This window comes from Butyrivibrio sp. NC2007, from assembly GCF_000421405.1.
Lineage (GTDB): Bacteria > Bacillota > Clostridia > Lachnospirales > Lachnospiraceae > Butyrivibrio.
The window spans coordinates 101,674-127,988 of sequence record NZ_ATWY01000004.1 but is presented as its reverse complement, the minus strand read 5'-3'; the positions used below and the strand labels follow the sequence as shown (position 1 = coordinate 127,988).

The following is a 26,315-nucleotide window of genomic DNA, read 5'->3' as shown; positions in this document are numbered from 1 at the left end:
GTGTATGAGAATTGGTAAGATAACTGAGAACGCTTTAAAGCGCTCGGTTTTAAAGCTACTTAGAACAGAATATAAAGATGTTAAAAGCGCAGCTGTAGGGTCAGACTGCGCTTTTTCTGCAAATAAAGAGGCCTTCAGCACAGTATCGAGCGTTACGGCAGACACAAGAGATCCCGGATTTTATGCAGCTGCCAAGGCGCTTATAGGTCTTTTCTCCCAGGGCATAACCCCTGACCATGTCTCAGTATCTATAATGCTTCCCGCAGATGCAGAGGAGCAGATGGTAAAAGACATTGTGAAGGGCGCGATAGCTGCGGCTAAGATGTTCGATGTTCCCTATGCCGGTGGACATACGGAGGTAACAGAGGCAGTAAACAAGGCGCTTGTAACTGCAGTTGCTGTGGCGGGAAGTTCAGATAGTCCACTCATCGGTGCAAAGCCTTTGGCTGGAGATGACCTTGTTGTCACCAAGTGGATTGCCCTTGAGGGCACATCAATGCTGGCCTTGGAGAAAAAGGATGAACTTTCATCCAGATACCCGGTACCTTTTATAGAAGAAGCGGAGCGCTTCAGAGCGCTTTTAGATATTCGAGCGGAGGCTGCAGTCGCCGTGAAGTCCGGAGTCATAGCTATACATGATATTTCATCAGGGGGAATATATGCTTCTCTCTGGGAGATGTCTGAAAAGGCAGGCTGCGGACTGGAGGTAGACCTCAGGAAGATTCCCGTAAGACAGGAAACTATTGAGATCTGCGAGTTCTTTGAATTAAACCCGTATCAGCTCACATCGGGTGGAGCTCTTTTAATAGCAACAGGCGATGGAAAAGACCTGGTTAAAAAGCTGGAGGACGAAGGAATTCCTGCGGCGGTGATAGGAGCTCTTAAGGAAGGGAACGATAAGATAATAGTAAACGGAGATGAAAAGAGATTTCTCGAATCTCCTCAGGCAGATGAGATACATAAGGTCTTATGACGGAATTAGTGGTATTATAGTAAATAAATCAGAAGGGGAGAATGATAAAGATGAGTACAAGAGAAGAAATTCTAGGTATTATTGAGAAAAACAGCCGTATAGATGTGCATGAACTCAGCGTTCTTTTGGGAGCGGACGAGCTTCTTGTAGCCAATGAACTTAAGAACCTTGAGGAAGAGGGTATCATCTGCGGATATCACACAATGATAGACTGGTCCAAGACCGATATTGAGAAGGTTAATGCGCTTATCGAGGTTAAGGTTACACCTCAGAGGGGCCTTGGCTTTGATAGCATCGCTGAGAGGATCTACAAGTACCCGGAGGTTACCAGTGTATACCTTATGAGCGGAGGCTTTGACCTCATGGTCATCCTTGAGGGCAAGACCCTTCAGGAGGTAGCAAGCTTTGTAAGCAACAAGCTCTCTACACTTGATACCGTTCTTAGCACAGCAACTCACTTTATTTTAAAGAAATACAAGGACCATGGAACAATCCTCGCAAAGAAATATGAAGACACAAGGGAGATAGTATCGCCATGAGAAACCCAATCGGAAAGAAAGTAGTAGATATAAAGCCATCGGGTATCAGAAAGTTCTTTGATATTGTCCTTGAGACTGAAGGCGCTATTTCTCTGGGTGTTGGTGAGCCGGACTTTGATACTCCCTGGCATATAAGAGATGAGGGTATCTATTCCCTGGAGAAGGGACGTACCTTCTATACCTCCAACTCAGGACTTAAAGAGCTCAGAACTGAGATCTCCAATTACATTCAGAGGACTCAGGGAGTGAGCTACGACCCGATAAAAGAAGTATTCGTTACGGTAGGAGGATCTGAGGCCATCGACCTTGCTCTTCGCGCAATGGTTGATGAGGGAGACGAAGTTCTGATCCCACAGCCCAGCTATGTATCCTACGAGCCCTGTGCAATTTTGGCAGATGCTGTTCCTGTTATCATTGAGCTCAAGGAAGAGAATCAGTTCAGATTAACAGCTCAGGAAGTGCTTGATAAGGTTACGGACAAGACAAAGATCCTGGTTCTTCCGTTCCCCAACAACCCAACCGGTGCCATCATGGAGAAGGAAGATCTCGAGGCTATTGCCAAGGTCGTTATAGAAAAAGACCTCTATGTCATATCCGACGAGATCTACGGAGAGCTCACCTACAGTGGCAAGCACGTATCCATCGTATCTCTCCCGGGAATGAAGGAGAGAACTATCCTTATCAACGGCTTCTCCAAGGCCTATGCTATGACGGGCTGGAGACTTGGATATGCCTGCGGACCACAGGCCATCATGGAACAGATGGTCAAGATCCATCAGTTCGCTATCATGTGTGCTCCTACAACCAGCCAGTATGCTGCTGTTGAGGCCTTAAGGAACGGCGATGACGATGTTCTTATGATGAAGGAGCAGTACAATCACAGAAGAAGATTCCTTCTTAGTGAGTTTGAGAGAATCGGACTTCCGTGCTTTGAGCCCTACGGTGCATTTTATGTGTTCCCTTGCATCAAGAAATTCGGAATGACCAGTGATGAGTTCTGTACAAGACTTCTTAAGGAAGAGAAGCTCGCTGTTGTTCCGGGTACAGCCTTTGGTGACTGCGGAGAGGGTTACATTAGAGTTTCCTACGCATATTCACTTGAAAATCTCAAGGCTGCCATGGAGAGACTGGAGAGATTTATCAGTAAACTCTGATGCGAAACAAATTAAATATCTTTAGGTAAAACTAAAACTCCTGCTTGCTTGAGCAAATATGCACAAAAAGCAGGAGTTTTTTTGTGAAAATCCTTAGAATATCTAAAATAATTCATTTAAATCTAAAATAATCGTTGACTTCATATTTCTCGCACTTTAGAATTGATAATAGCAAGGTGTATTAGGAGAAATTGGATAAATGACAGCGGAAAGACAGCTAAAATATAACGAACCATGGATACTTCAGAGGGCTGACCCCTATGTTTACAGACATACGGACGGAACCTATTACTTCACAGCCTCTGTTCCCGAATATGACAGGATTGTCCTCAGGAAATCCGATACTCTCGCAGGTCTTGCAGATGCAGAAGAGACAGAAATCTGGCACAAGCATGAGTCAGGTCCCATGAGTGTACACATCTGGGCTCCTGAGCTGCACTACCTTGACGGCGCATGGTACATCTACTACGCAGGAGGGGATAAGGACAACATCTGGGAGATAAGGCCCTATGTTCTTCAGTGCAAGGATGAAGACCCCATCACCGGAACCTGGACAGAGCTTGGCAAGATCCAGAGAGCTGACGCAGACGAGTTCTCTTTTAAAGCCTTCTCTCTTGATGGCACAGTGTTCGAGAACAAAGGCGTGAGGTACTATGTCTGGGCTGAGAAGGTAGGAGTCGGAAGACAGATAAGCAATCTCTACATTGCCAGTATGGAAACCCCCTGGAAGCTCGCAACCGTTCAGGTGATGCTGACAACCCCTGATTATGACTGGGAGAGAGTGGGCTACTGGGTAAACGAGGGCCCTTCAGTCATTAAGCACGGCGGAAAGATCTTTTTAACCTACTCTGCAAGTGAGACGGGCAAGCCCTACTGTATGGGAATGCTGACTGCAGATGAAGACAGCGACCTTCTTGATCCGAAGAGCTGGACCAAGGAGAGACATCCGGTTCTTGAGTCTGATGAGAAGCTTGGCATCTACGGACCGGGGCACAACAGCTTTACAGTGGATGAGAACGGGCAGGATATCTGCGTATACCATGCAAGAAATGAAGAGACCATAACGGGAGATCCGCTCTACAATCCCAACAGGCACGCAAGACTTATGCCGGTTGTCTGGGACGAAGAGGGAAGACCGGTTTTCTCTTTTAACCGGGGAGATAAATGATGCGAAACAGATACATGAGATTTATCGCAGCAGGGATGAGCTTTGTCCTTGCTGCTTTGGGAAGTGGATGCTCGGCGCCTTCAGGGGCTGAGAACACAGTTCTTCCTCAGGAGGCGAGTATGGAGGAAATAGCAAAGGGATCCGTTAATTCGGGGGCATCTCTTCACGACCCTCAGGTCATTGTGGCAGAAGACGGCACCTATTACTGCTACGGAACGCACATGACGGCGGCTACATCTTCCGACCTGATAAAGTGGGACACCTGGGCTGATGGGGTAAACGGCAGCAACAAGATCTATGACAATCTGCTGGCTGAGCCTTTTGATGCCTTTTCTTTTGTGGGTAAGAACGAGCAGAACGGCTATTCAGTCTGGGCTCCAAGCGTTATCTACAACAAGAAGACAGGCAAGTACTGGATGTACTTCTGCACCACGTCTTCTTATATCAAGTCAAATATCGTGCTGGCAACTTCTGATAATATCGGAGGTCCTTACCACTACGAAAAAACAATAATTTACTCAGGATTCGCAAAATCTGACCTGAATCTGACTAACTTTTGTGAGATAATGGGAGAGGATGCAGCCACAAGAAACCGATATGTATCAGGCGGAGCTTATAACAATCAGCTCTGGCCCAACGCCATCGATCCTGCCATGTTTTATGACGCAGATGACAGGCTCTGGATGGTATACGGCTCCTGGTCCGGCGGAATCTTTATCTTAGAGCTCGATCAGGAAACCGGCGAGCCAATCCATCCGGTAACAGATGACGAGAGCGAAGTGGATGCATACTTTGGCAAAAGACTTATCGGCGGATTCCACCACTCCATAGAAGGTCCGTATATCCATTATGACAAGGCTACCGGCTACTATTACCTGTTCCTGTCCTATGGAAACCTTCAGGCAGATGGCGGATATCAGATAAGAGTCCTTAGGTCGGAAAACCCTGACGGTCCATATGTTGACGCTACAGGAAACAGCCTTGGGATCAAAGGAGACCTGGATTCCTACGCTGATTACGGCGTTAAGCTCATGGGCAATTACACACTTCCGAGCCTTAACGTCACATATATGGCACCCGGTGGACAGTCCACCTTTGAAGGAGCAGACGGTAAATTATACATCGTCTATCATCAGAGATTTAAGAACAACGGGGAGTTCCATTCGGTAAGAGTCCATCAGATGGCCATGAATGAGGATGGCTGGCCTTGCGTTTTCCCGTTTGCCACAAACGGTGAATCCCTTTCGGAAGAGGGTTATAAGACAAAAGACATTCAGGGCACCATCTACGTTGTCGACCACGGCCTTGAAGTTAACAACCTGGTAAATGAGCCTGTAGAGTGCAAGTTTGCAGATGGAAATATCACAGGCGGAATAACAGGAACCTATGAGGTAAAAGAAGGAACAAACTTTATCACCATAAAATCCGGGGATGTTACTTTTAAGGGCGTTATGGTGGAAATGACAGATGAAGCAGGAAACAACACCTTCTGCATCAGCGCAGCAGGTGACAATAATCATTCAATATGGGGAGTAAGATATGGCAAAACTAGTGATCAATGAAACAAAGAAAATGGGAGAGATAGCGCCCGAAGTATACGGACACTTCTCCGAGCATCTGGGAAGATGTATCTATGAAGGCCTCTATGTAGGTGAGAATTCAGATATTCCCAATGTCAACGGCATGAGAACCGACGTGGTTGAAGCGCTGAAGGAGATGAAGGTTCCTGTGCTTCGCTGGCCGGGCGGATGCTTTGCCGATGAGTACCACTGGATGGACGGTATCGGAGAGAAGTCAAAGAGAAAGAAAATGATAAACACTCACTGGGGCGGAGTTATGGAGGATAACAGCTTTGGAACAGATGAGTTCATGGAGCTCTGCAGACAGCTTGGCTGCAAGACCTATGTAAACGGAAACCTCGGAAGCGGAACAGTTCAGGAGATGAGCCAGTGGGTTGAGTACATGACTCTGGACGGAGTATCTCCTATGGCTGACCTTCGTAAGGAGAACGGACATCCCGAGCCTTATAAGCTTGACTACTTTGCAGTAGGAAATGAGAACTGGGGCTGCGGCGGAAATATGAGACCTCAGTACTACGGAGATCTCTATCGCAGATATCAGACCTATCTTCGTCAGTACAATCCTGACAAGAAGTTCAAGAAGATTGCCTGCGGTGCAAATAATGATGACTATCACTGGACAGAGGAGGTTTTAAAGACTTGCTTTGATCATTCACCTGCACATGAGCACGGCTTTATGGACCTGATCTCTCTTCACTACTATGACATGCCATACGGCTGGGATCCTAAGGTAAGTGCAACAGAGTTTGATGATGAGTGCTACTACAGAACTCTTAGCAAGGCATACCTCATGGATGAGCTTGTATCAAGACATTGCAATGTTCTTGACCAGTACGATCCCGATAAGCATATCGGACTTGCTGTTGATGAGTGGGGAACATGGTTTGAGGTTGAGCCCGGAACAAATCCCGGATTCCTCTATCAGCAGAACACAGTAAGAGATGCCCTTGTAGCCGGCATTACTCTCAACATCTTCAACAAGCACTGTGACAGAGTTAAGATGGCGTGTATCGCTCAGATGGTTAACGTTCTTCAGTCCGTTATCCTCACAGACGGCGAGAAGATGATCAAGACTCCTACTTATCATGTATTCCACATGTATCGTCATCACCAGGGCGCTGAGCTTCTTGGCAGCAGCATAACAGGAGCTACAGAGATCGGTGTTGAGGATGGCTTTAAGGTACCTGACCTCAATGAGTCTGTATCTGAGAAGGACGGAATCATCACAATCACAGTCAGCAATCAGTCTCCTACCGAGGCAAAAGAGCTTGATGTTGTATTTGCTGAGAAGAAGAGCTTTGAAGTTGTTGAAGCAAAATATGTAGGCGGCGCAGATGCGCATGATTACAACACCTTTGAGGATCCTGAGAAGGTTGTTGAAAAGAACTTTGAGGATTACAAGACAGAAGGCGGACTTAAGCTTAACATACCTGCAGCAAGTGTAGTTGAGATTAGACTAAAATAAAGGTATAATATTTTAATCTAATATGAAAAGGGTGGGTACGTATTATGTTACATATCAAGTCGCTTGATGAGGGGCTCGAGCTCTTTAAAGCTCTGGGTTCTGATATTCGAGTTGAGATAATCAAGATACTTCTGAATGAAAATGCCATGAACATGAATGAGCTTGCAAGCCGTCTTAATATCACCAACGGCGCGCTTACAAGCCATATCAAGAAGCTGGAAGAATGCGGAGTTGTTACCGTTTCCTCCGAGGCATCGGGCCATGGCAATCAGAAGGTATGCTCAGTACATCTGGACAAGATTCTTATAGAGCTTCAGGATAAGCCTGAGAGTGAGAATATCTACACAACGGATATCAAGGTTGGTCTTTTTTCAGACTATAATGTTTATCCGACATGTGGCCTTGCAACCAGCAACAGGCTCATCGGTGAAGTGGACGACACCAGATACTTTGCTCATCCCGACAGATATGAAGCTGATATTCTTTGGTTCACCAAGGGATATGTTGAATATGCCATCCCTAACTTTGTTCCGGCCAATCAGAGGATTGACGAGATCTGCATTTCCATGGAGCTGAGTTCTGAAGCGCCCGGAGTTAATAATGTATGGCCTTCGGATATCTATTTTTACTTAAACGGAACTCTTCTCGGCACCTGGACGAGCCCCGGAGACTTCGGAGATGTAAAGGGTATCTTTACTCCCGACTGGTGGTTCCCCAACTGGAATCAGTACGGACTTCTCAAGATGCTGGTTATAAACCACAAGGGAACATTTATAGACGGCCTTCAGATCTCTGATGTGACCATTGATCAGTTCAAGATATCAAGTAAGAGTCCTCTTAAGTTTAAGCTCGAGGTTCCCGAGAATGCTGAGCATGTAGGCGGTCTTACAATCTTCGGAAGAGGTTTTGGTAACTACAACCAGGATATAAACATAAAGATGGCATACAGCCCTATAGAGTTGCCATAATAAAGGTAAAAAATAAGAGGTTAGCTTAAACGCTAACCTCTTTTGTTATGTCTTTTACTTGATTCCGCTGATCGCGATGGACTCGATGATGACTCTCTGGAACAGGAAGAACAATATCAGTGTCGGAAGCATTGCTATAACCGATGCTGCCATGATCAGAGCGTAATCACTTTGAATCGCGTAGTAGTGGTTAAAGGATCTGATAACTACCTGAAGGGTCCAGGTCTTTTCACTTCTAAGGAAGATCGTTGGAGCAAGGTAGTCATTCCATATTCCCATGAACCAGAGCATGAGTTGTGTACCAAGAGCACCCTTCATAAGTGGAAGGAAGATCTTCCAGTAGATTCCGAAGTAGTTGCATCCGTCAATCTTGGCTGCATCCATAAGGTCTGAAGGGATGCTGTAAAGGTTCTGACGAAGGAAGAAGATCATGCTGACGTTTCCAAAGCACCCCGGAATGATAAGTGGTGCCAGGGAATTGGTCCAGTGGAGCTTGGTAAAGAGTACGTACTGAGGGATCATTACAACCGCAAATGGAATCATGATGGTTGCAAGGAGTGCCAAAAACAGTGCGTTTTTACCTCTGAATTCCATCTTGGCAAAGGCAAAGGCTGCAAGGGATGAAGTAAAGCCTCCGATAATGAGCACAGGGATCTCAACCTTGATGGTGTTGATGATACCGCTTATGAACTGTCCCTTTTTCATAACCTCGCTGTATTTACCGATAAGGATCGGATCGGGAATGATCGTCAGGGTTCCTGAGAGGATCTGGTTTTTGGTCATAAAGGATGTTGCCACCATGTAGATGAGGGGGAACACCATTGTTATTGCAAATAAGAACAGCAGGACAAAGATAATGATGTTGAACGTCTTTTCTTTGGGGGATGTGACGCGATCATTCATATAGTCTTTTTGGCTGCTTTTTGGTTTTGATAAAATTGCTGTAGCCATCTGTCACACCTCCTTAATCTATAGTCTTAACCCATTTATCCTGGCCCCAGAAGTTGATGGCCGTGATAATGAATATGATGGTCGCAAGAATTACCGCAACTGCACTACCGTAGCCGAGCTGGCCGTTGGTAAAGGCTTTCTCATAGAGATAGAATACAACAGTTGCTGAGCTGTAGTTTGGTCCGCCGTTTGGTGTCATGACCTGAACTTCTACGAATACCTGGAAACCTCCGATGAGGGAAGTGATAAGTACGTAGAAGGTTACCGGTGAGAGCAGCGGGAGAGTTATATTGGTGAACTTCTTCCAGCTGTTTGCTCCGTCGATCATGGCTGCTTCATAGTAGTCTCTCGGAATGTTCTGAAGTCCTGCAAGATATAGGATTACCGTTCCGCCAAGACCCTTCCATACCATGAAGATTATGAGGGATATCTTTACCATGTGCTCATCGCCCAGCCAGTTGGGACCGTGCATTCCCGTGAGAGCTTTGTAGATACCGTTTAAAAGACCGTAGTCGTAGTTAAATACCCATGCCCACAAAATAGAGACAGCAACCAGTGAAGATACCACGGGAACATAGTACATTGTGGTAAGAACTCTTTTGCCCGGAATCTTTCTGTTAAGGCCCATGGCGATGAGGATTCCCAGAATCATTCCGATGGGAATACCTATCATGTAGATTATGGTTGTTCCCATGGATCTCCAGAATTTGTAATCGCCAAAGATCTTAATGTAGTTGCCGAGGCCGACTATATTTCCCCAGAGAGAATTCATTCCGGTCCATTTACTGGTACTGGCGATCAGGGCGAATACGATCGGGTACGCCATAAAGAGCATGAAACCGATAAAGGGAGGTGCGATAAAAAGCCATGCCCAGCGTTCTTCTCTTTTTGCCATGGCGGATCTGTGTACTTTGACTTTTGTTTTTGCCATTTTCTCTTTCCTCTAAATCTTATAAAACGAGCCCCTCGGCATCAAATACAGAGGGGCTCTGTCTGGTTCTAAACTGGGTTATCAGCCGTTCTTTGTAGCTGAATTCTGAAGCTCTATAGCCTCGTCAAGAAGCTCCTGCATCTCAGGCTCAACCTGCTTTAAGTAATCCTCAACAGAGATATCGCCGTTCTTGATGTTGAATACACCTGACCAGAAAGGTGTGAACCACTCTGAGTTGTATGTGTAGTCTGTCTCCTGAAGAGCTGCAGCGTAATTGTCGTTTCCGTCGAAGTATCCGAAGATAACGTCTACGTTTGAAGCGTAAGGAACTTTGCCGCTGTTTACAGCATCCTTGAACTCGCCGTATGCAAGCTCTGTGATGTTAGGAAGCTGGATTGAAGCACCTGTTGAGATACCTGAAACTGCTCTCTGTCCGTCAGCATCTGTTGAAAGCTTTGAAACAAGCTCTGCGCAGAGGTCAGGGTACTCTGTTGTGGATGATACGCAGTATCCAACTGATCCCATCCATGTGTGTGATCTTCCGTCACCTGAAGGTCCTACAGGCCATCCGCAAAGGTTCCACTTGTAAGGGAATGTAGCATCATCCATGAATGCTGCAACGTCCCATGTTCCGCAAGCGTAGAAAGCAACCTGTCCATCGAGCCATCTCTGGTATCCGCCAAGAGCTGTATCCTGCTCAACTGAAGGTGTAAGGCCGTTCTTTGTAAGATCTGTGTAGAATGTAAGAGCCTCTGTGAGCTGAGGGTTGTTTGCAACGTTAACCTTAGTCATGTCGTCATTGAGGAACTTAACGCCGTTTGAATAAAGAATAGGTGTCATGCCCCACTGGTCTGCACAGGCAACGCCCCACTGATCAATTTCTCCGTCGCCGTCCTTGTCCTTTGTAAGGGCCTTGCATACTTCCTCGAACTCTGCGTATGTGTAAGGCTTGTTAGGATCGGGATATTCAAGACCTGCCTCGTCGAAGAGGTCCTGGTTGTAAGCAAATGCAAAGCAGGAAAGATCCTTAGGGAATGCGTAGAGTGAACCCTTGCCGATCTCGCTGCCGTCATAGCGGTAGATTTCCTGAGTTGTTCCCCAAATGCTGCTGATTGTTGCATCGTCCACATAGTTGTCGAGTGGAAGGATGTAACCGTTGTCTACATAAGAACGAACTGCTGCAGGTCCTACGTAGAATACATCAGGCATATCGCCTGCTGTCATGTTGGCGATCATCTTCTGGTTGTACTCATCCTGTGTTGTAACTTCGAATACAACTTCCTTAACCTGATCCTTGTGCTCTTCAACGAACTCATCGATGAGCTGCTGGTAGATTTCCTTCTCATGCTCCTGCATGTAAAGGAATACGTGGATTGTCTGATCACCTTCACCTGCAAGGGTCTCGGTTGAAGACTCTGAGGTGGTCTCAGCTGCAGCTGTGTCTGCTGCCGGTTCTGCAGGAGTAGCTTCGCCTGCTTCCTCAACAGTTGTTGTTGAGCAGCCTGCAAGAATACCCATTGACATGCATCCGGCTAATAGAATACTCAAAACTTTCTTCTTCATAGCAAATCCTCCTAAAAAATTGCGTTAACTAGCATCTGTTACAGCAATTTTACTAAACAGGATTATTGGGCGTCAATGGGTATTTTAGATTTTTCTTAAATATTTTAAATTTTTGTCGTTTTACACAAAAAACTAAAGTTGTTTTTGTTAATCTATAAATGGTAATCAGTCAATCTTGGTTTCGAAGATGTTTGTTTCAAAGAATTTGTTGAATCCCTGCCATCCGGGAGTGGTAATATTCTGCAGGATTTCAGTGAAGGTCTCCATCTTGGCATCTGTGTTGTCGGCAAGATTCAAGGCTACAGCTTCCATGATCGCGGGCTTTTTGGGTGAGCCATATTCAAACTCTCCGTGATGAGCAACTATGCAGTGCTGAAGCTCCTGCTTTAAGAGCTCCGGGAAGCCTTCGATGAGGGCGGCTTTTTCTCCAACCATCATAGCTCCCATGACGATGTGGCCAAGGAACTGGCCTTCATCGGTGTAATCGTTGACAGGGAAAAGAGACAGCTCTTTTGTCTTACCTATGTCATGGCAGATGGCTGCTGTAAGAAGCAGGTCTCTCTTGAGCATAGGATAGGCGCCTGCCATGTAGTTGCAGAGCTTGGTAACACTTAAGGTGTGCTCTAAAAGACCGCCGATAAAGCCGTGGTGCACGGTCTTGGCTGCGCTGGATTTGCGGAACTTCTCGATAAAGGCTGTGTCCTTTACAAAGAATTCTTCCAAAAGCTTTTTTAAATAAGGGTTCTCGATAGTAGCGATGATCCCCAAAAGCTCTTTATACATTGTGTCGTTGTCCTTGCTTGAAACAGGAAGGAAATTGGCAAGGTCGTATTCTCCCTCGGAGCACTTTCTGGCTCTCTTTATGTTGATCTGGATAGCGCCGTTGAAGCTGGTAACTTCGCCAAAGACATCTATGCAGTCCTGATCGTCGAACTCATCGATGCCGGCTCCTCCCGGCTCCCAGATCTTGGCATCTACTGTGCCGGTCTTATCCTGCAGGGTTACGGAATAGTACTCCTTTCCATTCTTGGTTGTGGCTGACTGTTTGTGCTTACACATGTAGATGTCAGCAACTCTGTCCCCTGGTTTAAGATCTTTGATAAATTTCATAAAAACCTCATTTCTAACAATAAATTAATTGTGGGTGGCACTTGATAAAGTCACCTCTATATCAAGCTCTATGTAATCATTTGGAGCCTGTCTTTTTACTGCAACAGTTATTATATCATCCGGTGAGCACTGCGCAAGTTTGGAAATGAACTGCTCATAGGAACTGACTTCGACGCCGTCTATGGCGGTTATTATGTCTCCGCTCTGGATTCCGGCCTGCATAGCTGGAGAGCCAAGCTCAGTCTTTGTTATGTAAGCACCGGCTGGGATGTTCTGCTGCTCAAGGATGTCCGCGGGAATGGTGGTTCCGTGGATGCCCATGTATGCTCTGTTTCGACCGTTTGAGAGATCTTCAAACAATGTCTTTAGCTCTGTGATACCGATGGCGCAGATATGGTTCTCAAGATCCTCGGTGTTGTAGGACATGTCGATAATACCAATAACCTGGCCGTTTAAGTTGGCGAGTACTCCACTTCCTAAGGTGCTGCCGTAGATGTCTGTGGTCAGGAGCTTGTAGTAGGAATCTTCAAGGTTAAGGGTTGTCTTCTCGGAAGTGATGATACCGTAAGAGATGGAACCCTGAATTCCAATGGGACTGCCGACTGCGATGACGGGAAGACCTGTCATTGTGCCGTTGTTGGAGCTTCCAAGGAATGAGGTTGTCACCTTGTTTCTGGTGTTCTCTGTCAGGTCAGATCTGCTGACGCTGATGACACTAAGGCCTGTTACGTCATCGGCGAGCTTAAGCTCTGCATTGGCCATGGAGCCATCGACAAAGGTTACCTTTATGCTCTCGGCTTCGCTTATGGCTGATGAAGGAACTACGATAAAGTAGCTGGAGCCGTTGTTGGCGATAATGACGCCTGAAGCAGATCCGCTGCTCTCGAAGGATTCGCTGAACCAGTTGGTGTCGTTGGAAACAGCAGTCACTGTGACTATGCTGGTGCCTACGCTCTGAGCAACACCCTTAAGAGAGTACATCATTTTAGAATAGTCGGAAGCAGAGAAGGAGTAGGAAGCGATGGCTGCATCGATCTGATCCTTCTGATTGGCCTCGAGATACTGGGCTTCGACCTCCGCTATCTGAAATTCGTCTGCAAACATCTCCTCGGGAGTAAGCTCGTCCTGAACCTCCTCCTCCGGGAAGGAGATGGGCTCCGGCTCAGCTTCCGGATAGAGCCTGTCACTGAAGACCGGTTGCAGGAACAGGAACGTGAAGCACGCAACTATTCCGAATACTATGGCAAGAAAGAACGTGATGGCTGTTCTTCTTAAGAGTTTTTTCCTGTTTATGGGACGCTGTTTTATCTTTTCACTGATAAACCCTGTGTCCGCCAATACTTCTTTTTTCTCATCCTGATTAAGAGGCATGTCTTTTTACCTTCCAAGCTCAAAATATTACATACATTATATTATAGATTGGCTCTCTAGTCACGGAGCGCTTAAAATGGTAAACTGTAATTTGGACAATTATGTAAACAGGCAGAAAAACAAGGTTTTAGAAATGAACAAAAAAGCATTACACGTACTTGAGTACGACAAGATAATTGAAAAACTGGCAGAACACGCAACATCTGACCCCGGCAGAAAGCTCTGTCTTGAGCTTGAGCCGTCTTCTGATATCAAAGAGATCAGAAAGAACCTGCAAAAGACTAATGACGCCATCGCAAGGATCTTCAAAAAAGGATCCGTAAACTTTGGCGATAACAAGGAGTTTGGCGGGATCTTAAAAGCGCTGAAGATCGGATCATCCCTTGATATGGCATCGCTCCTTAGGCTTGCTTCATTCCTTGATAACGTAAACAGGGTAAAGAGCTACGGAAGACCGCCAAGAGATGATGAAGAGGGAGACTCACTTACTGAGTCCTTCCAGATGCTCGAGCCCCTTACATTTGTGTCGGCAGAGATCAGAAGATGTATCGTGTCTGAAGATGAGATGAGCTCTGATGCAAGTCCTGCACTAAGGCACATAAGGCGCGGAATGATGCTGGCCAATGACCGCATTCACGAGCAGCTGAACAGAATGATAAATGGTTCACTGCGCACCTACCTTCAGGATGCGGTGGTTACAGTCAGAGGTGACAGATACTGTATACCGGTAAAAGCTGAGTACAAATCCCAGGTAAACGGTCTTGTTCATGACCAGTCGTCCTCGGGGTCAACACTCTTTATTGAGCCGGCAGCAGTTGTTGAGCTCAACAACAAGATCCGCGAGATGGCACTTCAGGAGAGCGCAGAGATTGAGAAGATCCTCATGGAGCTCAGCCTTTCAGTGGCTGAACATGTTGATGCCATCAGGTACAACTGCGAGATCATGACTGATCTTGACTTTATCTTTGCCAAGGCCTCCTATGCCCTGGAGATAAATGCCATTACACCTGTATTTAACGAGCAGCACATTTTTGATATCAAGAAGGGAAGACATCCTCTTATTGCAAAAGACAAGGTGGTTCCCATCGACGTATATGCCGGCCGTGATTTTGACATGCTGATAATAACGGGACCAAATACCGGCGGTAAAACAGTTACATTAAAGACGGTAGGTCTTTTGACCCTGATGGGACAGGCGGGGCTTGCGATACCTGCAGCGGACAGGTCGGAACTGTCGGTGTTTGAAGAGGTTTACGCGGACATCGGTGATGAGCAGAGTATTGAGCAGTCTCTTTCAACCTTCTCATCACACATGACAAACACGGTTGCTATCTTGGAGAATGCCAATGAGAACAGCCTGTGCCTTTTCGATGAGCTGGGTGCGGGAACTGACCCTACAGAGGGTGCGGCTCTTGCAATCTCAATCCTCAATGACCTTCACAAGAGGAAGATCAGGACCCTGGCAACGACTCACTACTCAGAGCTCAAGGTCTATGCCCTCAACACAAAGGGTGTACAGAACGCAAGCTGCGAGTTTGACGTTGAGTCCTTAAAGCCCACATACAGGCTGCTGATAGGACTTCCCGGTAAGAGTAATGCCTTTGCTATTTCTTCCAAGCTAGGACTTCCTGACAGGATCATCGAGGCGGCCAGCGAGCAGATAAGCACAGAGGACAAGCGCTTTGAGGATCTTATCGCAGATCTCGAGATGAGCCGTAAGACCATCGAGAACGAGCGCCTTGAGATAGAGCAGTACAAGAAAGAAGCAGAGGAGCTCAGAAAACAGCTCGAGCAGAAGACGGACAAGCTGGACAGACAGAAGGAAGATATCCTGCGTGAAGCTCATGAACAGGCAAGGCAGATCCTTCAGGAAGCCAAAGACGTCGCCGACGAGACCATCAAGGTCTACAGAAAAGCCGGTCCGAACGCTTCCATGCAGGACCTTGAGAGAACAAGGACGAAGCTCAATGAGAAGATATCCGACAAGAACAAGGCGATCACTAAGAAGAAAGAGCTGCCGGCAGATCACCAGATTCTCAAGGAATCTCAGCTCAAGCTTGGCGAGAGCGTAAAGATCGTGTCCATGGGACTTAAAGGAACCATCTCATCCAAGCCCGACAAGGATGGAAATCTCTTTATCCAGTGCGGAATCATGAAGACCAAGGCCAACATCAGAGACCTGGTGCTCATTGGAGATGAGGATCCCAAGGCTGCCATGAAGAAGTTCTACGGCAGGAACACTTCGGGAGGCGGCAAGATGGACCTCTCCAAGGCTTCGACCATCAGGACGGAGATCAATCTTATAGGAAAAAACAGCGATGACGCAGTCGCTGCTTTGGATAAATACCTGGACGATGCTTACATGTCGCACCTTAATAACGTAAGAGTCGTTCACGGAAAAGGCACAGGAGCCTTAAGGCAGGCTGTGCATCAATATCTTAAGGGGGTACCCTATGTCAAATCCTTTAAGCTGGGCGAGTTCGGCGAGGGAGATGCCGGGGTTACAATTGTTACTTTTATAAAGTAAGAGGGGAATAGTAAATGGTTAGCAAACAGAAAATTTTAATCGTAGATGATGACAACAACATTGCAGAGCTCATCTCTCTGTATCTGGTAAAAGAGTGCTTTGAGACCAAGATCTGCAACGACGGCGAGACAGCCATCAACACCTTTGACACCTTTAAGCCAAACCTGGTGCTTCTTGATCTGATGCTTCCAGGCATCGACGGATATCAGGTCTGCAGAGAGCTAAGGACCAAGAGCCAGGTGCCGGTGATCATGCTCTCCGCCAAGGGAGAAGTATTTGATAAGGTCCTTGGCCTTGAGATGGGGGCTGATGACTACATGGAGAAGCCCTTTGATTCAAAAGAGCTTGTGGCAAGAGTCAAAGCTGTCCTTAGAAGATACAAACCTCAGGTTCAGGAGGTTCAGGAGTCGGATGACAAGGTTGTAAGATATCCTGACCTTGAGATCAATATGACCAACTACTCGGTAACCTACATGGGCGAGAAAGTTGACATGCCACCCAAGGAGCTGGAGCTTTTGTACTTCCTTGCTGCGTCTCCAAACCATGTATTTACCAGAGAGCAGCTCCTTGACCAGATCTGGGGCTATGAGTACATCGGAGATACCAGAACAGTAGATGTTCATATCAAGAGACTTCGTGAGAAGCTAAACGACCACGACAAGTGGAGACTGGCTACCATCTGGGGAATCGGTTATAAATTTGAGGTACAACAGTAAATGAAACGGACCCTTTACATCAAATTTCTGCTGGCATATCTTTTGTTCGGCATATTTGGTTTTATTGTGGTTGCGACCTTTGTGTACAGTATGACACTTGACCGCTTAAGGCGAGACAAGGCGGATAACATGTACCAGGTTGCCACACAGATAGCCAACACCTATGCAGCAGATCTTTACAATTCGGAGACGTCCCTTGAGACAGTGCACGGAGAGCTCTCCTCGCTGTCCAAGTACATGGATAACTCCCCAATATGGATCGTCAATCCTTCAGGCCGACTGGTTCTTGACTCCTCAAGGATGCTTGAGCCGGGAAAAGAGATCGTGATAACCGGCTTTGATCCGACGATCACGGGATCAAGCTATTACACTACCGGGAACTTCTGGAGCTCTTTTAACCAGGAAATGCTAAGTGTATTTGCACCGATAACCGCCAATTATAAGGTTCAGGCCTATGTTGTTATCCATACACCGATAGCTACGCTGGAGAAAAAAGCCAACACTTTCCTCAACATCTCTTACCTGATGCTGATAGTTCTTTTCCTGCTGTCATTGATAATCCTTATCTTCTTCACGGAGCTGGTATATGTTCCGCTTCGAAAGATAACCAGGGCTACAGAGCAGTATGCAGCCGGAAATATGGGCTATGAGTTTTCGGTGGAGTCTGAGGATGAGATGGGATACCTTGCTGCTTCTTTGTCTTACATGGCAGGTGAGATTGCCCGCTCCGAGGATGATCAGAAGAAACTGGTTGCCAATGTTTCCCACGATTTCAGATCTCCTCTTACATCTATAAGAGGTTATCTTGTGGCAATGCAGGATGGAACCATTCCTCCCGAGATGCATGAGAAGTACCTTGGGATAGTAATAAACGAGACCGACAGACTTACCAAGCTCACCAACGAGCTCCTTACACTCAACAATATGAGCACCAAGGGAATGCTGCTTAAGAAGGTCGACTTTGACATCAACAGTGTCATCAGGAAGGTCGCAGAGTCTTTTGGCGGAACCTGTATGGACAAGAATATCGCCATCGAGCTTGTGCTGACAGATGACAAAATGCTGGTAAATGCTGACGTTGACAAGATCCAACAGGTGCTTTACAACCTTGTGGACAACGCCATCAAATTCAGCCACCACGACTCTTCGGTTAAGATCGAGACCACCGAGAAGCACAGCAAGGTCTTCGTATCCGTCAAGGACAGCGGTATCGGAATCCCCAAGGAAGACTTAAAGCTCGTATTTGACAGATTCTACAAGTCCGACGCCTCAAGAGGTAAGGACAAGAAAGGCACCGGCCTTGGCCTTGCAATTGTAAAAGAGATCATAAAGGCCCACGACGAAAATATCAATGTTATCAGTACTCAGGGCGTTGGAACTGAGTTCATCTTCTCGCTCCCTAAATCTGCAGCGATGGATGCTGATGACGAGGAGTAATAAATGCACATAGTACTGCACCAGCCGGAGATTCCGCAGAACACCGGCAATATCGGAAGAACCTGCGTTGCAACGAACACCAGTCTTCACCTAATAGAACCCCTGGGCTTTCGCCTCGGAGAAAAAGAGCTAAAGAGAGCCGGGATGGATTACTGGGAAAAGCTCGACGTCACAAGATACATGGACTATCAGGACTTTTTGGCAAAGCACCCCGGGGCTAAGATATGGTACGCCACCACCAAAGCAAAGCGCACCTACGCCGAAGTGTCTTTTGGCATGGACGACTTTATCATGTTTGGAAAAGAGAGCGCTGGAATCCCGGAGGAGATTCTGGTGGACAACGAAGAGACCTGCATCAGGATACCGATGGGCGAGGATATAAGATCACTGAACCTGTCCAATTCTGTGGCGATTGTGCTCTACGAAGCCTTAAGGCAGAATGACTTTGCCGGGCTTGAGAGGCAGGGCGAGCTTCACAGATTGCATTGGCGTAGCTAAAAGCGATGACTTAACGAAGTTCTTTTGAGTTTAGTCAGAACTTCCTTGTGAGAGGTTATAAATGGGAAAAGAAAATTTTCTTTATAAGAAGGACGATGTTCTGACGGTGGACATCGTCGATATCGGAAACGACGGAGAGGGCATAGGCAAAATAGATGGCTATACCCTCTTTATTAAAGATGCGGTAATTGGCGATAAGGTCAGTGCCAAGGTCATGAAGGCCAAGAAGAATTATGCTTATGCGCATCTTGAAAAAGTGCTGGAGGCTTCTTCGTTCAGGCAGGAGGCCAAGTGCCCCATCGCCCGTCAGTGCGGTGGTTGCCAGATTCAGAACATGACTTATGAGAGGCAGCTTGAGTTCAAGCAGAACAAGGTAAGGAATAACATTGTGCGTCTAGGCGGCTTCGATGAGGCTTTTGTTGACAGTGTAATGGAGCCCATCATCGGAATGGACGAGCCCTGGAGATACAGGAACAAAGCCCAGTACCCGATCGGTACCGGCAAGGATGGAAAGCCCATTGCCGGATACTATGCAGGAAGAACCCACAGCATCATACCGGTTGAGGATTGTCTTATCGGGGTAAAGGAGAATCAGGAGATCCTAGATATTATCCTGGCCCACATGGAAAAATATAAGGTCTCTGCCTACGATGAAGTCAGTGGCAAGGGGCTTTTAAGGCATGTGCTGATAAGGAAAGGCTTTACCAGTGGTCAGATCATGGTGTGCCTTGTGATCAATTTCTCCGGAAAAGGCCCAGAGTACATTCCGGGACAGAAGGAGCTTACGGATAGGCTGTCTGAAATTGACGGAATGACCAGCATCTCTGTCTCCATAAATACTGAGAAGACTAATGTGATTATGGGACTTAAGATCCGTACGATCTGGGGAGCAGATACCATCTCCGATACTTTGTGCGGGCTTGAATTTGAGATTTCGCCTTTGTCGTTCTATCAGGTTAACCCTGTTCAGACCCAGAAGCTCTATGGACAGGCCATTGAGTATGCGCGCCTTACGGGAAAAGAGACTGTCTGGGACCTTTACTGCGGAATAGGAACAATCTCTTTATCCATGGCAAAGGCAGCAGGCCATGTCTACGGAGTCGAGGTTATTCCGGATGCCGTGGAAGATGCCAAGAGAAATGCTGACAGGAATGGACTTGAAAATGCGGACTTCTACTGTGGTAAGGCTGAGGAGGTTCTGCCTGAGTTTTATGAGAAGAAGAGGCTTGGCGCAGAGGGCGATTCTGTGTCAGATGCTGCGCTTCATCCGGATGTTATAGTTGTAGATCCGCCCCGTAAAGGGTGCGACAGCGCCTGCCTTGAAACCATGCTCAAAATGCAGCCCGATCGCATCGTCTATGTAAGCTGCGACTCTGCAACTCTCGCCAGAGACCTTCGAATACTGTGCGACGGAGGCTATGAGATAAAGAAGGTGCGCCCCTGCGATATGTTCAGTTGGAGCGTACATGTAGAAACTGTGGTGCTCTTGACGAAAACGACTGATAAGGAAGGTTGAGCTTAGAGAACGCTGCTGTTCTGGCGAGCCCCGGTTGGTTTGGCAACTTTTATTGGTTTCAACAGGTGCCCGTAGTGGGGCTTTCCTGTTGAGAATGTTGTTTTTATCAATTCCAACAGATGATTTTAGCTGTACCTCCCTGTTGAGAACGCTGTTTTTATCAATTCCAACAGATGATTTTTGCTGAATCTCCCTGTTGGAGATGTAGTTTTTGTCAAAACCAACAGGAAGAAGGCAGGGTAACAGCCTGTTGAAAATACGTATATTCAAATTCCAACAGGTGGTAATTGAAATACATGCCTGTTGGAAATAGTTGATAAGGAAAATACAACAGGGAAAATACGAGAAATATGATCAAGAGAGCGAAAGTTGAGGAAGCTAATCGAATCATAGCTTTTAGAAAGGATATTTAGATACGCATGCTCGAATTTAGGAAGTTCACGGATTTTCCGCGAGGGACAATGTATAACATCTTACAGGATTAAAGAGTATGAAGGATTGAAAAGAATTATCTGTATTATGAGATTGTGATTTAAGGGAAACATACATGATTTTGAGAAAAATAGGCAGAAATGAATATAAAGGATACCTTGAATTTGCTAATGAGTGTATTGCGAACCGTGTTTATCCAATGTCAATTGTGACCGGGACTCAGGATGGAGATATATACACAGATGATAAAGGATGCACATTGTTCTGGCATTATTGCGGCTTTGCATATATCTCGGGGAATGTGAGTGAGGATGTTCTTGAAGAAGTATATCAAAAGTTTTTTGTACCTGATACGGAACGAAGATTTGTATTGATAACAGACTCTGAGCATGCTTCGAATTACTATTCAGGCAACAACGACCTTCGAATTGATAAGAGAATTGAATATACACATGGCGGGATTCCTGAGCACCGACCGATACTTGATGATAATTATATTGTTGAGCGCATTACAGCAGACAATATAGGTGACATCCGTGGAAGAATCACACCCTTTTTTTCCTGGAAAGACAGCGATACATTTCTTAGAAATGGATTCGGATGCATCGCCAGAAATAAGGCGGATGGCAGCTTTGCTGCAGTGGCATTTTCCAGCGCTGTCAGTCCTGAAGAAGTGGATATCGGAGTTGAGACTGCTGAAGCACATAGGCACCATGGACTGGCATCATACCTTGCGTACAGGATGTGTGAAGAAATCATACAGCAAGGCAGGAGACCCGTGTGGGCACATGCTGAAACAAATGCAGGTTCGCAGAAAACTGCGCTCAGCGTTGGTTTTAAGCCATGCAGGATAAATACAGTAATTCACAAGTAAGGAGAAACGTTACGTGGTAATACTCATAACGGGAGCATCCCATACAGGAAAGACACTACTTGCTCAGAGGATGCTTGAAAAATATAAATATCCGTACCTGTCTATCGATCATTTGAAGATGGGCCTTATAAGAAGCGGAAATACTCAACTTACTCCGGAAGATGATGAGGAGATGACGTCCTATATTTGGCCGATAGTACGGGAAATGATAAAGACTGCTATAGAGAACAGGCAGAATCTGATCGTTGAAGGCTGCTATATTCCCTTTGACTGGCGCAGGGATTTCAGCGAAGATTATCTGCAGGATATCAGATTTATTTGTCTTGCGCTGACAGACAGCTACATTGATGCGAATTTCGATAAGATCAAGGGTCATGCTTCCGACATAGAATCCAGATTGGATGAGTCATATTGCACGGCCGATTGGATAAAAGCAGATAACAAAAGATATATAGAAGGATTTGCAAAGACAGGTGAACATATTGAAGTCATAGATTCGGATTACGAACAGATTATAGAGAAGGCCTCTCGTCTATAGGCGGACGAGAGGTCTTTTTCCATTCATACTCTGTACTTCCTGTATCTTCCAAAGAGTATTCCATCATCCAGGAACTGCCCGGTTTCTGAAACCCACATGGGAAACTGTCCGGTTGCCAGGGCTGTCTGTCCGTTTAACATTCCGGTGTGGAATGAGATGTGTCTGTACTGCCTGAGAACCAGTTCCATTCGGGTATATTGACAATCCTTTGGCTTTTCGTAAAGCATCTCGTCTGTGAGAGTGTCCAGGTACTCCAGCGTTTTCTTTTCAATAGAATCAAGATAGGCAAGAAGCTCTTCGTCTGAAAGGACAACGTCGCATTGAACATCCGGATTGTCCAATCCTTCTACATGAAATGAAGGCTCTTCATAATCGAATGGGTTGATAAACCATTTGTCCGCAGAATGGAGTGCGTGGTAAGCCCATCTCCAGCAAGGTGCGCCTACGCAGAGAGCATCCCTGTTATAAGCTCTTATTGCTGTGCGGATGTTAAGAAAATTGGGCTCTACCGTATCCTTGATGATCATACATAATTCGTTCATTTGTGGTACCTCCTTGTGTTCGCTCTATTTTGAATGTATAATAACGCTGAAACATATATCTGTAAAATTGAAACAAATAATATAAATGTTCAAAATAATTGAATTCAAGAGGTATAGTGATCATGACAATAACTCAGTTAAGCACGTTTTTGAAAATTGCAGAGCAAAACAGTTTCTCGGCAGCAGCTGATAGCCTTGGTTATGCACAATCCACGGTGACAACGCAGATCAAGCAGCTGGAGGAAGAACTTGGCTGCCAATTGTTCGACAGACTGGGTAAGACGATTGTTCTTACGCCGCAGGGAGAGAAGCTCATAGCATATGCGGAAAAGATGCTTCAGCTGGAGCGAGAGATCCATCTTGAAATATCGGATGAGGAAGAGCCGACCGGAGTGCTGAAGATAGGCGTTTCCGAATCGCTGTGTTATAGCCGTGTTCCGGAGGCACTTATGAAGTATAGAAAAGAGGTTCCGGGAATAGATATCAGGTTGGTATTCATTACGCACGATACATTTCCCGACATGCTGCAAAAAGGGGAACTGGACCTGGTTTATACATTAAATCCTTACATGGAGGATGACAGGCTGACCATGCTGTATAAGAAAGAAGAGACGCTGGGCTTTTATACTTCGCCGGATCATCCGCTTGTGGGGAAGAAGATAAAAGAGAAGGATCTCGCAGATTATCCGCTACTTCTGACGGGGCATAATTGCAGCTTCAGGCATATGCTCTTTGAGGATCTGGCGAAATGCGGGGTAGAAGGCAAATCCCTGATAGAAACCAGCAGCAAGGAAATACTTAAGCAATTTGCCTCTAATGGTCTGGGAGTCGCATTTATTCCGGATATGACTGCAACAAGAGAAGTGGAGAATGGGAGACTCAAAAGACTGGACTGGAGAGGCAGCTCTTTTCCCATTTATTCACAGATATTCGTTCATAAAGATAAGCATATAGGCAAAGCGATCAGCAGTCTGGTGGATGTTATCGGTAGTGATGCTTGAGAAATGGCAGAGGATATGATACCATTTTCCAAATAAATGCGGCGACCCACAACAAGGTGCGGCGTCGACTGGAGGAGAATGAGTTATGAAAGAGTTTTTGAAGAGGAAAAACATCGAGATTTCCTTAAGGCGCTATGGTATTGACGCTTTGGGAGCAATGGCACAGGGACTTTTTTGTTCCCTTCTTATTGGTACTATCATTAATACCATCGGTACACAGTTTCACATACCTTTTCTAATGAAGACAGTTGCTACAGTTGCAGGCGTTGAGTACACGGTTGGTGGTCTTGCAACAGCAATGAGTGGTCCGGCAATGGCTGTAGCTATAGGCTATGCGCTTCAGTGTCCGCCACTGGTTCTTTTCTCAATGATCACAGTTGGATTTGCTGCGAATGCATTGGGCGGAGCCGGCGGTCCTCTGGCAGTCCTTTTTGTGGCAATCATCGCCGCTGAATTCGGAAAAGCAGTGTCAAAAGAGACTAAGGTCGATATATTGGTCACTCCACTTGTTACAATAGCAGTGGGTGTGTTCCTCTCATGGCTTATTGCGCCACCTCTTGGAAGAGCAGCAATGTGGGTTGGAAACATTATCATGTGGGCAACAGAGCAGCAACCGTTCCTCATGGGAATCATAGTTTCAGTGGTTGTTGGTATGGCGCTTACACTTCCTATTTCTTCTGCAGCAATTTGTGCGGCGCTTGGACTTACCGGTCTTGCAGGCGGAGCAGCTGTAGCAGGATGCTGTGCTCAGATGGTGGGCTTTGCAGTTATTTCCTTTAAGGAGAATAAATGGGGAGGCCTTGTTTCACAGGGTATCGGAACCTCAATGCTTCAGATGGGCAATATCATCAAGAACCCTAGAGTATGGATTGCACCTACACTGGCATCGGCCATCACAGGACCGATAGCAACATGCATCTTCAGGCTTCAGATGAACGGAGCTCCTGTATCATCGGGTATGGGAACCTGCGGACTTGTAGGACAGATTGGTGTTTACACCGGATGGGTTAATGACATAGCAAATGGAACCAAGGCAGCCATCACAGGCTTTGACTGGTTGGGGCTTGTTCTCATTTCCTTTGTGCTTCCTGCAGTTCTTTCACTGGTAATCCACAAGGGCGTTATGAAGCTTGGATGGGTAAAAGAAGGAGATCTTAAACTCTAATGACACAGATACCTGTAGTGATCCTATATCTGATCCTTGCAATTATCGTCGTGCTTCTGGTTGTGCTTGTAGTGAGGGCAGTCATAAAAAGACTGCCCCATGAACTTCCTATGGACGAGATGGAAGGTCATGATTTTGAGTACTACTGCGCAGACCTTTTGAAGGCCAACGGCTTTCTGGAAGTGGAAGTCACCAAGGGAAGCGGAGACTTTGGAGCAGACATTCTGGCTGAGAAAGATGGTATTACCTACGCTGTTCAGTGCAAGTGCTATGACAAGCCAATAGGTGTCAAGGCGGTCCAGGAGGTCTATGCAGGCCGTGATTACTACGACAGAATGGTCGGTGTTGTCATGACCAACCAGTACTTTACGCAGCCGGCAGTGGAACTTGCCAGGAAGCTGAACATCATGCTCTGGGACAGAGGATACCTAGACGATATGGATAAAGCGGAGTAATTTATGAAGATTACCATTAAGGATGATTTTGATCTTTCAAAAATAGCAGACAGCGGACAGTGCTTCAGATTCAACGCTATGGCCGATGGCTACAGCGCCACAGCTCTTGATAAGAATCTTTTCATAAAGAGCCTGGGCAATAGCGAGTATGAGCTTGATTGCAGTAAGGATGAGTTTGACAGCTTCTGGAAGGGGTACTTTGACCTGGATCTGGACTATAGGAGCCTGAGAAATAGGATTGATAAAGAGGAAGACCCATATCTTTTTGCGGCTGCTGAGTTTGGCAAGGGGATCAGGATATTAAGGCAGGACCCTTGGGAGATGTTAATCTCTTTTATCATCTCTCAGCGTAAGAATATACCGGCTATCAAGGCTTCTATTGAGAAGCTCTGCGCAATGGCAGGCGATATTATAAAAGAGGATGCGGAAGGGAAGCCCATCTACTCATTTCCAACGCCGGAGAAGCTGGCTGGGCTGTCTTTAGATCAGCTCTCAGCCTGCAGCCTTGGATATAGAGACAAGTATGTTCAAAAGGCTGCCATGGACGTGGCAAGCGGAGCTGTAGATCTGAAGAGCTTTGAGGCTCTTGATGACGAGGCACTTATGGAAGAACTCCTTAAGCTGTTCGGAGTTGGAGTTAAGGTTGCAAACTGCGAGATACTCTTTGGCTATCACAGACTGGATGCCTTTCCAAAGGATGTATGGATCAACAGGGTGCTTGAGAATCACTACCCAAATGGATTTATGTTTGATAAATATGCCCCGTACAACGGGATAATGCAGCAATATTTATTCTTTTATTCAAGACTGTCTTCGATGTAAATCGAAGGCAGTTTATTTT

General features: G+C 46.2%; 24 protein-coding genes. 18 read left to right on the top strand and 6 right to left on the bottom strand.

All coding sequences use genetic code 11. The features are described 5' to 3' along the window. Window positions 1-4: 4 nt before the first annotated feature. From G632_RS0104625 to G632_RS0104595, 7 genes are all read left to right on the top strand, one after another. Window positions 5-973, top strand: coding sequence for an AIR synthase-related protein (locus tag G632_RS0104625; RefSeq protein ID WP_022767866.1), 969 nt, complete (start codon window positions 5-7; stop codon window positions 971-973). 50 nt (window positions 974-1,023) lie between these two features. Next, window positions 1,024-1,512, top strand: coding sequence for an Lrp/AsnC family transcriptional regulator (locus G632_RS0104620; protein WP_026512388.1), 489 nt, complete (start codon window positions 1,024-1,026; stop codon window positions 1,510-1,512). Further along, window positions 1,509-2,666 (top strand): aminotransferase class I/II-fold pyridoxal phosphate-dependent enzyme, encoded by a 1,158-nt coding sequence (locus tag G632_RS0104615; RefSeq protein ID WP_022767864.1) that lies wholly within the window; start codon window positions 1,509-1,511, stop codon window positions 2,664-2,666. Before G632_RS0104620 ends, G632_RS0104615 begins: the two co-directional genes overlap by 4 nt. Before the next feature lie 199 nt (window positions 2,667-2,865). Further along, complete coding sequence (locus G632_RS0104610) at window positions 2,866-3,834, top strand: glycoside hydrolase family 43 protein (RefSeq protein ID WP_022767863.1); 969 nt, start codon at window positions 2,866-2,868, stop codon at window positions 3,832-3,834. Then, complete coding sequence (locus G632_RS0104605) at window positions 3,831-5,396, top strand: glycoside hydrolase family 43 protein (protein ID WP_081647070.1); 1,566 nt, start codon at window positions 3,831-3,833, stop codon at window positions 5,394-5,396. The genes G632_RS0104610 and G632_RS0104605 overlap by 4 nt, the downstream gene beginning before the upstream one ends. Continuing rightward, on the top strand, window positions 5,374-6,879 hold the full coding sequence (locus G632_RS0104600) for an alpha-N-arabinofuranosidase (protein ID WP_022767861.1): 1,506 nt from the start codon (window positions 5,374-5,376) through the stop codon (window positions 6,877-6,879). Before G632_RS0104605 ends, G632_RS0104600 begins: the two co-directional genes overlap by 23 nt. A gap of 44 nt (window positions 6,880-6,923) precedes the next feature. Then, entirely contained in the window at window positions 6,924-7,847 is a 924-nt protein-coding gene (locus tag G632_RS0104595) for an ArsR/SmtB family transcription factor (RefSeq protein WP_022767860.1), read from the top strand. 54 nt (window positions 7,848-7,901) lie between these two features. Here G632_RS0104595 and G632_RS0104590 read toward each other — a convergent pair whose 3' ends face one another. From G632_RS0104590 to G632_RS18795, 5 genes are all read right to left on the bottom strand, one after another. Continuing rightward, window positions 7,902-8,798, bottom strand: coding sequence for a carbohydrate ABC transporter permease (locus tag G632_RS0104590; protein WP_022767859.1), 897 nt, complete (start codon window positions 8,796-8,798; stop codon window positions 7,902-7,904). A 13-nt stretch (window positions 8,799-8,811) separates the two neighbouring features. Next, on the bottom strand, window positions 8,812-9,729 hold the full coding sequence (locus G632_RS0104585; protein ID WP_022767858.1) for a carbohydrate ABC transporter permease: 918 nt from the start codon (window positions 9,727-9,729) through the stop codon (window positions 8,812-8,814). An 81-nt stretch (window positions 9,730-9,810) separates the two neighbouring features. Continuing rightward, window positions 9,811-11,292, bottom strand: a complete 1,482-nt coding sequence (locus tag G632_RS0104580; protein ID WP_022767857.1) for an ABC transporter substrate-binding protein — start codon at window positions 11,290-11,292, stop codon at window positions 9,811-9,813. Between the two features lie 165 nt (window positions 11,293-11,457). Next, a complete protein-coding gene (locus G632_RS0104575) occupies window positions 11,458-12,402 on the bottom strand; it encodes a 3'-5' exoribonuclease YhaM family protein (RefSeq protein ID WP_022767856.1) in 945 nt (314 codons plus the stop codon). Window positions 12,403-12,426: 24 nt separating this feature from the next. Next, window positions 12,427-13,773, bottom strand: a complete 1,347-nt coding sequence (locus tag G632_RS18795) for a S1C family serine protease (protein WP_022767855.1) — start codon at window positions 13,771-13,773, stop codon at window positions 12,427-12,429. Window positions 13,774-13,906: 133 nt separating this feature from the next. On the opposite strand from G632_RS18795, the gene G632_RS0104565 reads away from it, so the two are divergent. The 7 genes from G632_RS0104565 (at window position 13,907) to G632_RS0104535 (ending at window position 22,311) form a co-directional block, all read left to right on the top strand. After that, the gene (locus G632_RS0104565; RefSeq protein WP_026512386.1) at window positions 13,907-16,300 is read left to right on the top strand and encodes an endonuclease MutS2; all 2,394 of its coding nucleotides are present in this window, start codon (window positions 13,907-13,909) and stop codon (window positions 16,298-16,300) included. Between the two features lie 14 nt (window positions 16,301-16,314). Next, window positions 16,315-17,016 carry a response regulator transcription factor gene (locus tag G632_RS0104560; protein ID WP_022767853.1) on the top strand — a complete coding sequence of 234 codons (702 nt, stop codon included), beginning with the start codon at window positions 16,315-16,317 and terminating at the stop codon, window positions 17,014-17,016. Continuing rightward, complete coding sequence (locus tag G632_RS0104555) at window positions 17,017-18,453, top strand: HAMP domain-containing sensor histidine kinase (RefSeq protein WP_022767852.1); 1,437 nt, start codon at window positions 17,017-17,019, stop codon at window positions 18,451-18,453. Between the two features lie 3 nt (window positions 18,454-18,456). After that, window positions 18,457-18,951: a tRNA (cytidine(34)-2'-O)-methyltransferase gene (locus G632_RS0104550; protein WP_022767851.1), complete on the top strand. Its 495-nt coding sequence runs from the start codon at window positions 18,457-18,459 to the stop codon at window positions 18,949-18,951. 61 nt (window positions 18,952-19,012) lie between these two features. After that, on the top strand, window positions 19,013-20,467 hold the full coding sequence (gene rlmD / locus G632_RS0104545) for a 23S rRNA (uracil(1939)-C(5))-methyltransferase RlmD (protein WP_022767850.1): 1,455 nt from the start codon (window positions 19,013-19,015) through the stop codon (window positions 20,465-20,467). Window positions 20,468-21,014: 547 nt separating this feature from the next. Next, window positions 21,015-21,773 (top strand): GNAT family N-acetyltransferase, encoded by a 759-nt coding sequence (locus G632_RS0104540; RefSeq protein ID WP_022767849.1) that lies wholly within the window; start codon window positions 21,015-21,017, stop codon window positions 21,771-21,773. 13 nt (window positions 21,774-21,786) lie between these two features. Then, entirely contained in the window at window positions 21,787-22,311 is a 525-nt protein-coding gene (locus tag G632_RS0104535; RefSeq protein WP_022767848.1) for an AAA family ATPase, read from the top strand. 23 nt (window positions 22,312-22,334) lie between these two features. Here the strand turns inward: G632_RS0104535 and G632_RS0104530 are convergent, their stop codons facing one another. Next, complete coding sequence (locus G632_RS0104530; RefSeq protein WP_022767847.1) at window positions 22,335-22,853, bottom strand: hypothetical protein; 519 nt, start codon at window positions 22,851-22,853, stop codon at window positions 22,335-22,337. 122 nt (window positions 22,854-22,975) lie between these two features. Between G632_RS0104530 and G632_RS0104525 the strand changes: the two genes are divergently transcribed. From G632_RS0104525 to G632_RS0104510, 4 genes are all read left to right on the top strand, one after another. Further along, window positions 22,976-23,854 (top strand): LysR family transcriptional regulator, encoded by an 879-nt coding sequence (locus G632_RS0104525; protein WP_022767846.1) that lies wholly within the window; start codon window positions 22,976-22,978, stop codon window positions 23,852-23,854. A gap of 85 nt (window positions 23,855-23,939) precedes the next feature. Next, window positions 23,940-25,019, top strand: coding sequence for a PTS transporter subunit IIC (locus G632_RS0104520; protein WP_022767845.1), 1,080 nt, complete (start codon window positions 23,940-23,942; stop codon window positions 25,017-25,019). Then, a complete protein-coding gene (locus G632_RS0104515; RefSeq protein WP_022767844.1) occupies window positions 25,019-25,474 on the top strand; it encodes a restriction endonuclease in 456 nt (151 codons plus the stop codon). The genes G632_RS0104520 and G632_RS0104515 overlap by 1 nt, the downstream gene beginning before the upstream one ends. Before the next feature lie 3 nt (window positions 25,475-25,477). Continuing rightward, window positions 25,478-26,296, top strand: a complete 819-nt coding sequence (locus tag G632_RS0104510; protein ID WP_022767843.1) for a DNA-3-methyladenine glycosylase family protein — start codon at window positions 25,478-25,480, stop codon at window positions 26,294-26,296. Window positions 26,297-26,315: the final 19 nt, after the last annotated feature.